The sequence below is a fragment of the Mycobacterium sp. NPDC006124 genome, assembly GCF_040614235.1.
Taxonomy (GTDB): Bacteria; Actinomycetota; Actinomycetes; order Mycobacteriales; family Mycobacteriaceae; genus Mycobacterium.
This window is the reverse complement of record NZ_JBEXUA010000006.1, coordinates 310,537-325,573: the sequence shown is the minus strand read 5'-3', so window position 1 is coordinate 325,573 and position 15,037 is coordinate 310,537. Positions and strand designations below refer to the sequence as shown.

General features: G+C 68.8%; 13 protein-coding genes. 8 read left to right on the top strand and 5 right to left on the bottom strand.

Annotation, left to right across the window (positions count from 1 at the left end):
- Positions 1-16: 16 nt before the first annotated feature.
- On the bottom strand, positions 17-925 hold the full coding sequence (locus tag ABZ195_RS15460) for an LLM class flavin-dependent oxidoreductase (protein ID WP_355219103.1): 909 nt from the start codon (positions 923-925) through the stop codon (positions 17-19).
- Between the two features lie 61 nt (positions 926-986).
- On the bottom strand, positions 987-1,769 hold the full coding sequence (locus tag ABZ195_RS15455) for a cutinase family protein (RefSeq protein ID WP_355219255.1): 783 nt from the start codon (positions 1,767-1,769) through the stop codon (positions 987-989).
- Positions 1,770-1,944: 175 nt separating this feature from the next.
- On the opposite strand from ABZ195_RS15455, the gene dcd reads away from it, so the two are divergent.
- The 6 genes from dcd (at position 1,945) to ABZ195_RS15425 (ending at position 8,087) form a co-directional block, all read left to right on the top strand.
- Positions 1,945-2,514 carry a dCTP deaminase gene (gene dcd, locus ABZ195_RS15450; RefSeq protein ID WP_355219101.1) on the top strand — a complete coding sequence of 190 codons (570 nt, stop codon included), beginning with the start codon at positions 1,945-1,947 and terminating at the stop codon, positions 2,512-2,514.
- A gap of 161 nt (positions 2,515-2,675) precedes the next feature.
- A complete protein-coding gene (locus tag ABZ195_RS15445; protein WP_355219099.1) occupies positions 2,676-4,232 on the top strand; it encodes a hypothetical protein in 1,557 nt (518 codons plus the stop codon).
- A 92-nt stretch (positions 4,233-4,324) separates the two neighbouring features.
- Positions 4,325-5,665 (top strand): UDP-glucose/GDP-mannose dehydrogenase family protein, encoded by a 1,341-nt coding sequence (locus ABZ195_RS15440; RefSeq protein ID WP_355219097.1) that lies wholly within the window; start codon positions 4,325-4,327, stop codon positions 5,663-5,665.
- Between the two features lie 9 nt (positions 5,666-5,674).
- Positions 5,675-5,998 (top strand): DUF1330 domain-containing protein, encoded by a 324-nt coding sequence (locus ABZ195_RS15435; RefSeq protein WP_355219095.1) that lies wholly within the window; start codon positions 5,675-5,677, stop codon positions 5,996-5,998.
- Between the two features lie 23 nt (positions 5,999-6,021).
- A complete protein-coding gene (locus ABZ195_RS15430) occupies positions 6,022-7,335 on the top strand; it encodes a cytochrome P450 (RefSeq protein WP_355219253.1) in 1,314 nt (437 codons plus the stop codon).
- Between the two features lie 2 nt (positions 7,336-7,337).
- On the top strand, positions 7,338-8,087 hold the full coding sequence (locus tag ABZ195_RS15425; RefSeq protein ID WP_355219093.1) for a maleylpyruvate isomerase family mycothiol-dependent enzyme: 750 nt from the start codon (positions 7,338-7,340) through the stop codon (positions 8,085-8,087).
- Here the strand turns inward: ABZ195_RS15425 and ABZ195_RS15420 are convergent.
- Positions 8,084-9,319 carry a YibE/F family protein gene (locus ABZ195_RS15420; RefSeq protein WP_355219091.1) on the bottom strand — a complete coding sequence of 412 codons (1,236 nt, stop codon included), beginning with the start codon at positions 9,317-9,319 and terminating at the stop codon, positions 8,084-8,086. The genes ABZ195_RS15425 and ABZ195_RS15420 overlap by 4 nt on opposite strands.
- 63 nt (positions 9,320-9,382) lie before the next feature.
- Between ABZ195_RS15420 and ABZ195_RS15415 the strand changes: the two genes are divergently transcribed.
- The gene (locus tag ABZ195_RS15415) at positions 9,383-9,946 is read left to right on the top strand and encodes a hypothetical protein (RefSeq protein WP_355219089.1); all 564 of its coding nucleotides are present in this window, start codon (positions 9,383-9,385) and stop codon (positions 9,944-9,946) included.
- Here the strand turns inward: ABZ195_RS15415 and ABZ195_RS15410 are convergent, their stop codons facing one another.
- Complete coding sequence (locus ABZ195_RS15410; RefSeq protein ID WP_355219087.1) at positions 9,947-11,209, bottom strand: pyridoxal phosphate-dependent aminotransferase; 1,263 nt, start codon at positions 11,207-11,209, stop codon at positions 9,947-9,949.
- Positions 11,210-11,391: 182 nt separating this feature from the next.
- Between ABZ195_RS15410 and ABZ195_RS15405 the strand changes: the two genes are divergently transcribed.
- Positions 11,392-11,805 (top strand): hypothetical protein, encoded by a 414-nt coding sequence (locus tag ABZ195_RS15405; RefSeq protein ID WP_355219085.1) that lies wholly within the window; start codon positions 11,392-11,394, stop codon positions 11,803-11,805.
- A 37-nt stretch (positions 11,806-11,842) separates the two neighbouring features.
- On the opposite strand, the gene ABZ195_RS15400 is transcribed toward ABZ195_RS15405, so the two are convergent.
- Positions 11,843-14,881, bottom strand: coding sequence for a heterodisulfide reductase-related iron-sulfur binding cluster (locus tag ABZ195_RS15400; RefSeq protein WP_355219083.1), 3,039 nt, complete (start codon positions 14,879-14,881; stop codon positions 11,843-11,845).
- Between the last annotated feature and the right edge of the window lie 156 nt (positions 14,882-15,037).

The following is a 15,037-nucleotide window of genomic DNA, read 5'->3' as shown; positions in this document are numbered from 1 at the left end:
GCCGCGCGCCATGCCGTCAGGCCAGCGGCGCGAAGGCGTCCTTCAACGCCCGGTAGGCGTCCAGCCGCGCCGGACCGCGGGGCATGCCGAAGTCCGGGACGATCACCTCGTCGACGCCCTCGTCGCGCCACGTCGCGGCGGCCTCGGCGATCCGCGCGGCCGGCCCGTAGACCACCGGTTGCGGCATCGACTCGGCGGCGTCCTTGGCCTTGGCTTCGGCCTCGGGTGAATCGGTGACCATCACCACGGCCTGCGTGGATCGCCACACCGTCGCCGGGTCACGGCCCTCCTTCTCGCACGCCGCATCCAGCGCCGTCGATTTCTCGGCGAACCCGCCCGGCGCGGACCACTGATTCCACTCCTGGGCGTGCCGCGCGATCAGCCGCAGCATCCGCGGGCCCGTCCCGCCGACCAGCAGTGGCAGCGGTGACTGCAGCGGCTTCGGCTCGCACAGCGCGTCGGCCAATTGGTAGTAGGTGCCGTCGAACGTCGTCGTCTCGTCGGTCAGCAGTCCCGAGATCACGGCCAGCCCCTCGGCGAAGCGGTCCACCCGCTCCTTGGGCTCACCCAGCGCCAAGCCGTACTGCTCGTGTTCGGTGACCTGCCAGCCCGCGCCAAGCCCAAGGGTGAAGCGGCCGTTGCTGATTCGGTCGACCGTCACCGCGAGATTCGCGAGGACGGCCGGATGCCGGAACGTCATCGACAGCACCAGGTTGGCCAGCCTGATCTTCGACGTGACGGTGGCTAGTGCCGCCATCACCGCGGTGGCCTCCAGCCAGTCGCTCGTCTTCCCCGGCTCGTCGCCGGGGGACATGAAGTGGTCGGCGACGTAGATCGAATGCCAGAACCCGTCGTCGGAGAACTTGGCCAGTTCGAGCACGTCGTCCCACGGTTGAGTCGTCGACGGCCACACGGAGAATCGCACTCGGCCAGTCTAGGGACCAACGCCGCAACGGGGCGGGCCCGTCGGTCGGCCGCCCTCTTGGCTACGGAGTGGACGAATACGTCAGCGCCGTCGGCCCGGGCAGGGGTATCGCGCTCGGGACGCTCGGCGCCAAGTGCTGCGACGGGTCCTGATCGAGCTCGCCCACGGGGCCGGTCGCGGCAGCCGTCGCGTCCGCAGCCCATGCCGCCTGAAGGCGTTGCGCCGCGAACGTCGCCGCCTGGTCGACCATGCCGGCCTCGACATAGGTGTTGTGTGCGGAGAAGCTCCTACCGTGCGGATCGCAGACGAGGTCGTCGTCGACGCACAGCTCGACTGCCTTCGCGACGTAGTTGGGCCCGACCTCGACGTCGGGATCCTTGATCACGTTCATGAAGCGGGCCGAGGGCGTGCCGAACAGCGCGACCGCTGCGACGTGGTCGGCGATCTCGGGGGGCATGGGGGCAGGCACGTCGGTCTGCCGTACCCCGTCGGGAACGACACTCGCCGTGACGAAACCCATGACCGCCGCGCCCTGGGAGAAGCCGCCCAGCACCAGCTTGGTGGTCGGACACGCCGCCGCGGTGGCCAGGATGTGCGCCCGCGCATCGACGATGCCCTGCATTGCGGTCGAGAACGCCATGGTGGCGGGATAGTCGACGGCATAGACGTCGACCGACTTGGGCGCGACCCGGGCCCGCACCGCGCTGACGAAGGCGTCCCCGACGGGGCCGACCCCCGGTGCCTCGGTGGTCCCGCGGGCGAACACGATTTCTGAATCCGGACACGGCGCGGCCGCTGCGGTCGGCCCGGCAACGGACGAGACGGCGGCCAACGCGGTCAACATCGACGTCACGATGGCCCCACTACGATTCAACAGCCCCATTGGCAAATGCTGTCACGCCTGTCTCGCGAGTGTCGCCCCAGTCGGCGAAGACTCAGAGTTTCGTCAAGAAACCCATCGATTCCTTACTCAACGGAGCGATGCCGAGGGCGCACGCGACCGACGCTAGGCTCGTCGGGTGCTGCTCTCCGATCGCGACATTCGGGCCGAGATCTCCTCAGGCCGCCTGGCGATAGACCCCTTCGACGACAGCCTCATCCAACCCTCGAGCGTCGACGTCCGGCTCGACAACCTGTTCCGGGTCTTCAACAACACCCGCTACACCCACATCGACCCGGCCCTGCGCCAAGACGACCTGACCACGCTGGTGGAGCCCAAGGAAGACGAACCCTTCGTGCTGCATCCCGGCGAGTTCGTGCTCGGGTCGACGCTGGAGCGCTGCGCCCTGCCCGACGACCTCGCCGGCCGGCTGGAGGGCAAGTCGTCCCTGGGGCGCCTGGGTCTGCTGACCCACTCGACGGCCGGTTTCATCGACCCCGGGTTCAGTGGCCACATCACCCTCGAGTTGTCGAACGTGGCCAACCTGCCGATCACGCTGTGGCCCGGAATGAAGATCGGCCAGCTCTGCCTGCTGCGCCTGACCAGCCCCGCCGAACACCCCTACGGCAGCGCCTCGGTCGGTTCGAAGTACCAGGGCCAGCGGGGACCGACCCCGTCGAAGTCCTACCAGAACTTCATCAAGCACTGACTCCGCCGTCGCGGGTAGGGTCGGAAAAGCGGGCCGAGGGCCGACGCGTCCGATGTAACGACCGCGCCGTGGGCGACGATGAGACATCAGGGCGCGCTCTGTGCGTTCAAGCCCACGTGACGACGATAACTGCTAGTTCAGCTAATACCTTGGAGGAGTTCGTGGACATCGTACTTGGTGTGTCTCTGACGCCAAAGACGGTGCGACTGGTGCTGGTCGAGGGCAATGAGGCCGACGGTGAGATCGTCGACCACGACACCTTCGACGTCAGTCCGTCCGACGGCTCGGCAACGTCGAGCGCGTCTGCGCAGGTGGTCGGCGCCGTGCTGGGAACCCTGGAGAGTGCCCGCGAGGGCGGCCATCAACTCAAGGCCATCGGTGTCACCTGGAGTGATCACGCGGAGGCCGCCACGCTGCGCGACGCGCTGGCCGCCGCCGGCGTCGACGACGCCGTCCTGGTCTCCGAACTGCACGCCGCGGGCGCGCTCGCCCAGACCGCAGGCCGGGCCGTCGGCTACGAGACCACCGGCCTGTTGTTCGTCGACCGCGACACCGCCACCCTGTCGGTGGTGCGCACCGACGACGGCTCCATCGTGAAGGTGCTCAGCCGAAGCCTGCACAGCACCGACGCGATGGCCGTGCTGACCGACATGGCCTCGGCCGCCGCCGCGCAGGACTCGCCTCCGCAGGGCATGTTCGTCGTCGGGTCCGGCGTCGACGTCGCCTCGGTCAAGTCGCATCTGCAGGACTTGGTCGACGTGCCCGTCAGCGCACCCGAGGAGTCGGGCCTCGCCCTGGCGCGCGGCGCGGCGATCGCGGCCGCCAACGCCCCGGTCTTCGACGCCTCCACCGTGGGGCTGGCCTACTCGCAGGACCCCGACGGGGTCACGGCGGGCAACGACTACCCCGGCCTCGCCGGGGCCGACACCCAGATTCGGATGCTCGGCGACGATCTCGACTTCCCCGTCGAGGAGTCGCCGGTCGAAGAGGGCCGCAAGCCGTTCCTCCTGGTCGGCAGCGCTCTGACCTCGGTCTTCGTCATCGGCGTCATCGCCCTGGTCATCTCCTTGGCCGTCAGCATCCGGCCGACGGCCGATCAGCGCCCCGATCCCGGTCAGAGCGCGATCGTGCCCAACGCCGCCGCCCCGGCTGCGCCACTTCCCGAGGCGGCGCCCGCACCGGCACCGGCGCCCGCCGCCCCCGCGCCCGCGGCGCCCGCGGAGACCATCAAGGCGCCGATCCCGGTCGTCCAGCAGGAGCAGGCGCCGCGTCGGCAGGTCTACGTCGCGCCCCCGGAGGCGCCGCCCGCGCCGGCTCCCGATCCGCCCGCGGCCGCGCCGGCTCCCGATCCGGCGCCCCCGGCGGCCCCGCCACCGGTGCCCGCGGTGATCCCGCCGTTGCTCCCGAACATCTTCGCCCCACCGGTGCAGCAGTACCCGCAGTACAACCAGTACCCGCAGTACCAGCAGCAGGCGCCCTGGCAGCAACAGCCGCAGTGGCAGCCCCAGCCGCAGCGCCCGCCTTGGCAGCAGAATCCGTGGCAGCCGCCGAGTAACCAGGGTCCGTCGCGCGGCGACGACGGCTGGCCCGGTTCGGGTGGCCACGGTGGCTGGCCCGGTGGCGGCGGCGACGACGGACGCCCCGGTCGTGGTGGTGACGGTCCCCGTGGTGGTGGCACGAACTGCTTCCTGATCTTCTGCGCTCCAGCGGGTCGCTGAGCACCGTCTCGAATCCGACTCGTCACCCGCCGTTGGTCTGCCGCTGGGTGTCACGTGGGTTTGCGCTCACTCCCAGCGGATAAGCAGGCGGTATGAGATGCACTGTGTTCGGGACGGGGTACCTCGGCGCCACTCATGCCGCCGGCATGGCCGAACTCGGACACGACGTCATCGGCATCGACGTCGACCCCGGCAAGGTGGCCAAGCTCGCCTCGGGTGAGATCCCGTTCTACGAGCCCGGGTTGCGAAAGGTGTTGCGCGACAACCTCGACGCGGGCCGGTTGCAGTTCAGCACGGACTACGATGCGGCGGTGGACTTTGCCGACGTGCACTTCCTCGGCGTCGGTACGCCGCAGAAGAAGGGCGAGTATGGCGCCGATCTGCGCCACGTCCATGCCGTGATCGACACGTTGGTGCCGCGTCTGACGCGATCTGCGGTGATCGTGGGCAAGTCGACGGTGCCCGTGGGCACGGCGGCCGACCTGTCCGAACGGGCCCGCTTGCTGGCCCCGCCCGGTGTCAGCGTCGAAATCGCGTGGAACCCCGAGTTCCTGCGGGAGGGCTTCGCGGTCCAGGACACCCTGAATCCCGATCGCATCGTGCTTGGGGTGCAACGGGATTCGCTCTGGGCCGAGGCGGCCATGCGTCAGCTCTACGCGCCCATCCTCGAGACGGGCGTGCCGCTGCTGGTGACCGACCTGCAGACCGCGGAGCTCGTGAAGGTCTCGGCGAACGCCTTCCTGGCGACGAAGATCTCCTTCATCAACGCCATCTCCGAGGTGTGCGAGGCCGTCGACGCCGACGTGACGACCCTCGCCGACGCGCTCGGTTACGACCCCCGCATCGGACGGCGATTCCTCAACGCCGGCCTGGGTTTTGGCGGTGGTTGCCTGCCCAAGGACATTCGCGCGTTCATGGCCCGCGCCGGCGAATTGGGCGCCAACCACGCGCTCACGTTCCTGCGTGAGGTGGACAGCATCAACATGCGCCGTCGCACCCGGATGGTGGAGTTGACGACCACCGCGTGCGGCGGGTCCCTGCTCGGGGCCAACGTCGCCGTCCTCGGTGCGGCCTTCAAGCCCGAATCCGACGACGTCCGCGACTCCCCGGCCCTCAACGTCGCGGGACTACTGCAACTCAACGGGGCCACCGTCAACGTCTACGACCCGAAGGCGATGGAGAATTCGCGTCGCGTGTTCCCGACGCTGAACTACTCGGCGTCGGCCCTCGAGGCGTGCGACCGGGCTGACGCCGTGCTGGTGCTCACCGAGTGGCAGGAGTTCGTCGACCTCGACCCGGCCGACCTCGCGCAAACCGTCCGCTCCCGCATCGTGGTGGACGGCCGCAACTGCCTCGACGCCGACCGGTGGCGTGCGGCGGGCTGGCGGGTGTTCGCCCTGGGCCGTCGAGTGCCGGAGCCCGTCGCGTCGTAGCGTGCAGCCATGACCGTCTATGCGCTGAACCTGTTCGACGTCGCCGATCGCGACGAGTACCTGGCCTACTCGAAGCGTTCGGTCGCCGAGGTCGCCCGTTACGGCGGCAAGGTGGTGGCGCTGGGCAAGTTCCGCGAGAACGTGCACGGTGAGGTGGCTGGGCGGCAGGTGCTGATCCTGGTCGAGTGGCCCGACCGGGACGCCTTCGACGGCTACTGCAACGATCCCGAACTCGCGGATCTGCACGCCCACCGCGAGAACGGCACCTCGGCCTACGTCTGGCAACTATTCGATCGGTTGGACGATCTGCGGCCGGTGCTTAAGCTCGGGTGATGACCGAGGCAACCAGGCCGACCATCAAGCAGCGACTGCACTGGTTCGCCCTGCACGGGGTGATTCGCGGGCTGGCGTCCTACGGCGCCAAGCACGGTGAGATGCAGGGCCGGCTCATCGCCGACCCCGCGGTGCGGGCCGATCCCGGTGGGTTCGCCGACGAACTGCGCCACCACGGCACCATCGTCCGGGGGCGCGCCGCGTGGCTGACCGCCGACCACGCCCTGGCCCACCAGCTCCTGCGCTCCGACGACTTCTCCGTCACCGCGATCGGCAAGACCCTGCCGGGACCCCTGGGCTGGTTGGAGCAGAAGACCACCGTCAAGGGCAGGCTGCATCCGCTGCTGCCGCCGTCGATGCTGTCGGTGGAACCGCCCGAGCACACCCGGTACCGCAAGACCGTGTCGTCGGTGTTCACCACCAGAGCCGTTGCGGCGCTTCGGGAACGAGTGGAGCGGGCGGCTGTCGACCTGCTCGACGGGGTGGTCGCCGCGCCCACCGACCGGGTCGACGTGGTCGACGCCTACTGCGCGCAGCTGCCCGTCACCGTCATCGGCGACATCCTTGGAGTGCCCGACCACGACCGGCCGCGAATCCTCGAGTTCGGTGAGCTCGCCGCCCCCAGCTTGGACATCGGTCTGTCCTGGGAGCAGTACCTGCGGGTGGAACGCGGACTCGACGGCTTCAACACGTGGCTGGAACGACACCTCGGACACCTCGAGCGCAACCCCGGCGACGACTTGATGAGTCAGATCATCGCCGCCGGTGACGACGGCACCCGGCTCGACGACGAGGAGCTGCGCGCGACCGCCGGCCTGGTGCTCGCCGCGGGCTTCGAGACGACGGTGAACCTGCTGGGCAACGGCATTCGCATCCTCCTCGAGCATCCCGACCAGTTGGCGATGCTGCGCGCCGACCCCGAGCTGTGGCCCGGCGCGGTGGAGGAGATCCTGCGGCTGGAATCGCCGGTGCAACTCAGCGCCCGCCTGGCGAAGGTGGACACCGAGGTCGCGGGCCACCACATCGCCGCGGGTGAACTCGTCATCCTGTACCTGGCCGGCGCGAACCGCGATCCGAAGGTTTTCGAGGACCCACACCGGTTCGACGTCACCCGCGACAACGCCGGCAAGCACTTGTCGTTCTCCGGCGGCAGACACTTCTGCCTTGGTGCGGCGCTGGCCCGCGCGGAGGGCGAGGTCGGGTTGCGGGCGTTCTTCGACCGCTACCCGGACGCGCGGCTCGCCGGAGCCGGCAGCCGCCGTGACACGCGGGTGCTGCGTGGTTGGGCGACGTTGCCGATCACGCTCGGCGAGGCCCGTGCGGCGGTACCGTCTTAGGCGTGGATTTTCGCGCAACGCTGCTCGAGGAGACCCAGGCCCTCGGCGAGGTCATTCGCGCCGCCGACCCCGAGTCGCCGGTGCCGTCCTGTCCCGGCTGGACGATGAATCAGCTGCTCAAACACGTCGGACGTGGCCACCGCTGGTCGGCGCAGATCATCGCCGAACGTCGGCGCGAGCCGCTCGACCCGCGGGACGTGCGCGACGGCAAGCCGCCCGCCGACGTCGACGGTGCGGTGGAATGGCTCGACTCCGGTGCCCAGGCCGTGATCAACGCCGTCGACCGGGTAGGCGCCGAGACCAGGGTGTGGACGTTCAACGGACCCCGTCCTGCAGGCTGGTGGATCCGACGTCGCGTCCACGAGGCGACCGTGCACCGGGCCGACGCGGTGCTCGCGGTTGGCGGTGACTTTCAGCTACCGGTCGAGTTGGCCTCCGACGGCATCAGCGAGTGGATCGAGCTCGCAGTGACCGGAGCCGATCGCCACCACCCACCGCTGCCTCGCGGCCAGACCCTGCACCTGCACGCCACCGACGACGGACTCGGCCCGACGGGGGAGTGGACCGTCACCCACGACGAGGACGGCGTGCAGTGGTCCCACGCCCACGCCAAGGGAGAGGCCGCGGTTCGCGGCAGCGCGGTCGACCTGTTTCTGGCGCTGACCCGTCGCCGCACCACGGCCGAGGCGGGTCTCGAGGTGCTGGGCGACGCCGCGGTGTGGGACGCCTGGCTCGATCGGACGCCCTTCTAGGCCGTTGGAGTCGTCTGGGCCCGAGGCGTCGCGAGGACGGCGGCGATCGCCGTGGTCAGCGGCACCGAGAGGGCCAAGGCGATGCCGCCGACCGCGGAGCGCGTGATCTCGATCGCCACGCTCTCGCTGGTCAGCACGTCGCCGAGGGACCGGTTGGCGACGCTGAACAGCAGTAGCAGGGGAAGTGCGCTGCCGGCGTAGGCCAACACCAGCGTGTAGACCGTGCTGGCGATGTGGTCGCGGCCCACCCGCATCGCGCCGGTGAAGATGGCCCGACGGTTGGCGCCGTGCTCGGCGATCTCGAAGGCCGTCGACGCCTGGGTGACCGTCACGTCGTTCAGCACGCCCAATGACCCGATGATGAACCCCGCCAGCAGCAAGCCGGTGATCGACACGTTGCCGAGGTAGGCCGCCACCTCGTTGTTCTGATCCTCCGACAGGCCGGTCAGGTGGACCAGTTCGATCGTGGCCCAGGACAATCCGGCCGCCAGGAGCAGCGCGGTCAGGGTGCCGAGCAGGGCTGCGCTGGTGCGCAGGCTCACCCCGTGCGCCAGATAGATGACGGCGTACAGGATGGCTCCGGAGGCGGCGAGGGAGACCGGAACCGCGGGCGCCCCGTCGCGCAACGCCGGCAGCAGGAACACCATCAGCACGCCGAACGCCACGGCGATGCCGATGATCGCCCGCAGACCGCGCCAGCGCGCGACGGCGACCACGACCACCGCGAACATCGCGGCCACGATGCCCAGCGGCCAGCTGCGCTCGAAGTCGTAGAAGGCATAGGTCGTGGTGCCGTTCTGGTCGACCTGCCTGCTGATGCGGACCTCGTCGCCGACGGCGAGACTCGGCTGGCCAGGGCCGCCACTGAACTCCAGCAGGGTGTCGGCGCCCTGGTTCGGGCCCGACCCGATCTCGACCAGCGACTGCACACACTGGCCACCGCCGGGTGGCGCGGCGACGGGAGCCGAGGTCAGCACCCCGCCCGCCGACGGGCTGCCGCACGGGCCCTGCGCGCTGGACACGACCCGGCCGGACTCCGTGGTGACCGCACCCCCGGCGGCGTTTTGAAACGGCAGGGGGACGTCGACGCTCTGGTGGCTCGGCCACAGCAGCGCCATCCCGGCGAGCACCGCCACCCCGATCGCGACGAGCAATCCGACGACGATCCTGGCCGCCAGCGGGCCGAGTGGCGCGGGGCCGGAGGACATCGAGTGCGAGTGCGAATGCGCCACCCGGACAGGGTAGAGGTGGCACTCGTGTGAAGCGTGTGCGCAGGTTGGTGCCGTGACGGCAAGATGGCTGCGGTGCGGGTGCTGTGGTGGTTCGGTCTGGCGTGCTGGTCGGTCGCGGCGCTGTGGCACTTCCTGCGGCCGCCGTCGCTGTGGCTGCTCGACGTGGTGGTACAGCCGCTGTCGGTGGTGCTCTACGTCTTCGGGTTCGGCGCGGTGATCGTCGCGCTGGTGGCCCAACGCCGGCGCACGGCGCTGCTGACCGTGGTGCCGGTGATGATCGTGGTCACCGCGCTGGTAAACCCGGGGTGGCAGGTGGCGCCCCGCGCCTGGTTCGCGATGCACCGTCCGCTGTTCGACATGGCCCTCGCGACGCAACCCGGAGAGTCCTACTACGGCAACGCCTTACCGCTGCATCTGCGATTCCTGAGCAGCGGGGGCCGGGTGTCCGATCAGGACGGCAGTCGCTTCTTCCCGCAGTGGATCGGCGTCCCCGACGACGCGGGCGGCTATTTGTACGACCCCATCCGGTCCCCAGTCGGCGCCGACCTCTACGGCTCGTCGTGCCGCAATCCCGTCGACCTCGGCGGTGGCTGGTGGATGTGCGGACTGGCCGACACCGGGTGGTGACTACTGCCGGTAACTGGCCAGGAAGTTGCCGAGCCGGTCGATGGCGTTGGACAGGTCGCGGGCCCATGGCAGGGTCACGATGCGAAGGTGATCCGGTGCGGGCCAATTGAATCCGGTACCCTGCACCACCAGGATCTTCTCCTGCAGCAGCAGGTCGAGCACCAACTGCTCGTCGTCGTGGATGTCGTGCACCTCGGGGTCCAGGCGCGGGAACGCATACAGCGCCCCCTGCGGCTTCACGCAGGACACCCCGGGGATCTCGTTGAGCTGGTGCCAGGCGACGTCGCGCTGTTCGAGCAGACGGCCGCCGGGCAGCACGAGGTCCTCGATGCTCTGGTGACCGCCGAGGGCGACCTGAATGGCATGCTGCGCAGGCACATTCGGGCACAACCGCATGTTGGACAGCAGATTGATGCCCTCCAGGAAGCTGGCCGCGTGCTCCTTGGGCCCGGTGATCGCCAACCAGCCGGAGCGGTATCCCGCCACCCGGTAGGCCTTCGACAGTCCGTTGAAGGTCAGACAGAGTTGGTCGGGTGCCACCGCCGCCATCGCGACGTGCTCGGCGTCGTCGTAGAGGATCTTGTCGTAGATCTCGTCGGCCAGCAGCAGCAGCTGGTACTTGCGGGCCAATTCGGCGATCTGTTCGAGGTTCTCGCGGGTGTAGACCGCGCCGGTGGGGTTGTTCGGGTTGATCACGACGATCGCCTTGGTGCGCTCGGTGATCTTCGATTCCATGTCGGCGACGTCGGGCATCCAGCCTTGCGTCTCGTCGCACAGGTAGTGCACGGGCGTGCCGCCGGCCAACGCGGTCGACGCCGTCCACAGCGGGTAGTCCGGGGCGGGGATCAACACCTGGTCGCCGTTGTCCAGCAGCGCCTGCAGTGTCATCGTGATGAGCTCGGAGACGCCGTTGCCGAGGTAGACGTCGTCGACGTCGAGATACGGGAAACCGTCCACCAGTTCGTATTTGGTGACCACGGCGCGGCGGGCGGAGACGATGCCCTTGGAGTCGGAGTACCCCTGGGCGTGGGGGAGGGCCGCGATGATGTCGCGCATGATGACATCGGGTGCCTCGAAGCCGAACGGGGCGGGGTTGCCGATGTTCAGCTTCAGGATTCGATGACCGTCCGACTCGAGTCGCGACGCGTGCTGGTGCACGGGCCCGCGGATCTCGTAGAGGACGTCCTGCAGCTTCGTGGACTGCGCGAACGTGCGTTGCCGTGGCTGGTTGTTGGTATGCCAGGGCACCTGATGGGTACTCACGCCGTCAAGTCTCCCATGGCCGTTCAACCGCTTTATCTCCGTCGACGGTCTCCCGAGAGGTCGGTTCGCCGTCATTTCTGCGTCGGCTTGGACACGACACCGCAAATCCTGGCCGTGGTCCCACGATTTGCCCCACGGTGGCTGTTGACTTGCTGAGTCGGTACCGTTCGAAGGGCGTAGAGATGAAGTTCGTAGTAACACGCACGCTGGCGTCGGCGGCGGCGATCATCGCCGCTGCCGTCGGGACGGCGTCACCAGCCCACGCCGATCCACCCGCGCTCAACGGCACGTACTCGGGTGGGGACGTGCTCAACCTCTGGACGTTCGCGACGACGTGCGACCCCACGGGATGCACGGGCAGCGTCTCCAGCAATCAGGGCTGGACCGTCCCCGCGACGTTCGCCGACGGCATGTGGAACTTCAAGATCACCAAGCCCGACGGGGCCATTTGCTCCGACGGCAGCTACGCGCCGGCCTTCATTTCGCTGGCACTGGATCCCACGACGCTGGCCGGCACGATCACCACCGACTCCAACTACGACTGCCCGGGCGGCACGCTCACCCAGGCACCGTTCCAGCTTCACCGGGTGGGCTGACGGCCAGTCCTCGCTAGCCGAGGCGGCCACCGCTCCGTCAGCGCTTTCCGGGACGACGTACTCCCGGCGCGATGCCCAAGCCCTTCACCGACGCTTCCGGTTCGGCAGGCGTGTCCGCGGGGGCGGGCTCGCTCGCCGGCTCCGGAGTCGAGTCGGCGGCCGGTTCGGGTGTCGGTTGCGATGCAGCGTGTCCGTTGGATGCTTGCGGCGCAACGGGTTCGGACGGCTTGGCCGCCCGCTTGCTTCCCGGTCGGCGGGCGATGGCGAGACCCTTCACCTCGGGCTCGGGCTTGTCGAGACCGAGGTCCGAATCGGCGGAGTCCTTCGGATCCGTGCCGGCGGGTGCATCGTCGGGGGTGACGTTGGCGGGCTGCACGACGGTCGAGTCGCCTTCGTGCGGCGTTTCGGCCTTCGGCGCGGCCTTCTTGCTGCCGGGGCGCTTGGCGATCGACAGGCCCTTGACCGGGGGCTCGGCGGCTGCCGGCTCGGCGGTCGGGGCGGGTGCCTCGGTCGGGGCGGCTTCGGCAGTCGGGGCGGCGGCCTTCTTGGAACCCGGCTTCTTGGCGATGGCCAGGCCCTTGACGGGTGCCTCGGCGGCGGCGGGTGCCTCGGCCGGCGCGGCCGCTTCGGCGGGTGCGGTCTCGGCCTTGGCGCCTGGCTTGCGGCCGGGCTTCTTGGCGATCGTCAGACCGCCCTTGGCCTGGGCGACGGGAGCCTCCGGTGCGGCGGTCTCGGCCTCGGTAACCGGTGCGGCCACCTTGGCCTCGACGGGCTCGGCCACGGCGGGCGCCTGCTCCTCGCGTTCGGCGACGCGGGTCGCGAACGCCTTTGCCGCCGTTCCCTTCTCGGGCAGCGTCACCGAGTCCTTGTCCAGCGAGGCGAGCAGCAGCTGCGCGACGTCGAGGACCTCGGCCTCCTTGCCCATCTCCTCGGCACGGTCACCGACGCCGTCGGTCATCATGACGCGGCAGAACGGGCAACCGGTCGCGATCTTCGAGGCGTTGGTGTTCAGGGCCTCTTCTGCGCGTTCGTGGTTCACGCGCTTGCCGATGTGCTCTTCCATCCACATCCGGGCGCCGCCGGCGCCACAGCACAGGCCGCGGTCGGCGTGGCGGGGCATCTCCGTCAGCGTGGCGCCCGAGGCTCCGATGAGCTCGCGTGGGGCGGAGTACTCCTTGTTGTGCCGGCCGAGGAAGCACGGGTCGTGATAGGTCACGTCCTGGCTGACCGGGCTTACCGGCACCAGCTTCTTGTCGCGGATCAGGCGGTTCAGCAGCTGGGTGTGGTGCACCACGGTGTAGTTGCTGCCGAGCTGCGGGTATTCGCGGCCGATCGTGTTGAAGCAGTGCGGGCAGGTCGCGATGATCTTGCGGTCGACGGTCTCGACACCGGAGAACACGCCGTTGATGGTCTCGACGTTCTGTGCGGCGAGCTGCTGGAACAGGAACTCGTTGCCCGCGCGGCGGGCGGAGTCACCGGTGCAGGTCTCCCCGCTGCCGAGGACGAGGAACTTCACTCCGGCGGTCGCGAGCAGTTCGGCGACGGCCTTGGTGGTCTTCTTGGCCCGGTCCTCCAGCGCGCCGGCGCAACCGACCCAGAAGAGGTACTCGAAGCCGTCGAACGAGTCGACGTCCTCGCCGTAGACCGGCACGTCGAAGTCGACCTCGTCGATCCACTTGGTGCGTTCCTTGGCGCTCTGGCCCCACGGGTTGCCGTTGCGCTCGAGATTCTTGAACAGGCCGTTGAGCTCGGCGGGGAACTCCGATTCGACCATGACCTGGTAGCGGCGCATGTCGACGATGTGGTCGATGTGCTCGATGTCCACCGGGCACTGCTCGACGCACGCGCCGCAGTTGGTGCACGACCACAGGACGTCGGGGTCGATGACGCCGCCCTGCTCCAGAGTGCCGACGAGCGGGCGGGTGGCCTGATCGGGACCGGAGCCGAGGATGCGTTCGAAGCCCGACTCGGGGACGTGGTGCTGGTCGGCGTGCTTCTCGCCCTTGAGGTCCTCACCGAGACCACCCTCGGGAGTGTTCTCCAGCGGGCTCTCCTGGCCGCCGATGATGTAGGGCGCCTTGGCGAACAGGTGGTCGCGAAGGTTCATGATGACGAGCTTGGGAGACAACGGCTTTCCGGTGTTCCAGGCGGGGCACTGAGACTGGCAGCGGCCGCACTCGGTGCACGTCGTGAAGTCGAGGTAGCCCTTCCACGTGAAGTCCTCGATCTTGCCGCGACCCAGCACCGCGTCCTCGGCGGGATCCTCGAAGTCGATGTACTTGCGGTCGTACTCCATGGCCAGCAGCGGTCCGAGACCGTTGGGCAGGCGCTTGAAGGTCACGTTGACCGGTGCGAGGCCGATGTGAAGGTGCTTGGAGTGCAACACGATCAGCAGGAAGACGAGCATGACGCCGATGTGCAGCAGCAGGGCGACGGTCTCGATGATCTCGTTGACGCCGTGGCCCAGGGGCTCGAGCGCGGCGCCGATCGTGTGGGAGAAGAACGCACCCCAGCCGTAGGGCAGGTTGCCGGTCGCGACGGCCGCGCCGCGGAACAGCGCGTAGGTCCAGACGACGTTGAAGATCATGAAGAGGATCAGCCAGGCGCCACCGGTGTGGGAGCCGTAGAAACGCGAGTCGCGGCCGTACTCCTTGGGCTCCGAACGGAGTCGGATGATGGAGAACACGATGATGCCGAGCAGCACCGCGAGCGCGAAGAAGTCCTGCAGGAAGCCCAGGACGTCCCAGTGCCCGACGAACGGGATGGCGAACTTCGGGGTGAACAGGACGCCGTAGGCCTCGAGGTACACCGTGGACAGCACGAAGAAGCCCCACATGGTGAAGAAGTGGGCGATGCCGGGGATCGACCAGCTCAGCAGCTTCTTCTGGCCGAGCACCTCGGTGAACTGCGTGGTGATCCGCGCCTTGAGGTCGTCCTTGCGGGCCTCTTCGTCGATCGTGGGCTGACCCGACCGGATCAAGTTGGTGAGGAACAGCACGCGTTTGGCGGCGAAGGCCAGCACGATTGCCGTCAACAACAGGCCGAGGGTCAGCCTGATCAGAGTCTGCGTGTCCACGCGTTCCTCCCGGGTTGAAGTTACCGCCCAGTAAGGTTTCTGGTTACCGATGGGTAACTTGCGCTGAATACCAGCTCATAGTGGCATCCGCGGCTTTCCCGACGCTACGAAGGATGACCTAACCTACCGGTTGGTTGCCTGGGCGTCAGCTGCTAG

Coding starts and splice junctions, on each gene's coding strand:
- ABZ195_RS15455 (WP_355219255.1), bottom strand. CDS start 1,769: ATGTTGACCGCGTTGGCCGCCGTCTCGTCCGTTGCCGGGCCGACCGCA.
- ABZ195_RS15440 (WP_355219097.1), top strand. CDS start 4,325: ATGAGATGCACTGTGTTCGGGACGGGGTACCTCGGCGCCACTCATGCC.
- ABZ195_RS15435 (WP_355219095.1), top strand. CDS start 5,675: ATGACCGTCTATGCGCTGAACCTGTTCGACGTCGCCGATCGCGACGAG.
- ABZ195_RS15415 (WP_355219089.1), top strand. CDS start 9,383: ATGGCTGCGGTGCGGGTGCTGTGGTGGTTCGGTCTGGCGTGCTGGTCG.
- ABZ195_RS15405 (WP_355219085.1), top strand. CDS start 11,392: ATGAAGTTCGTAGTAACACGCACGCTGGCGTCGGCGGCGGCGATCATC.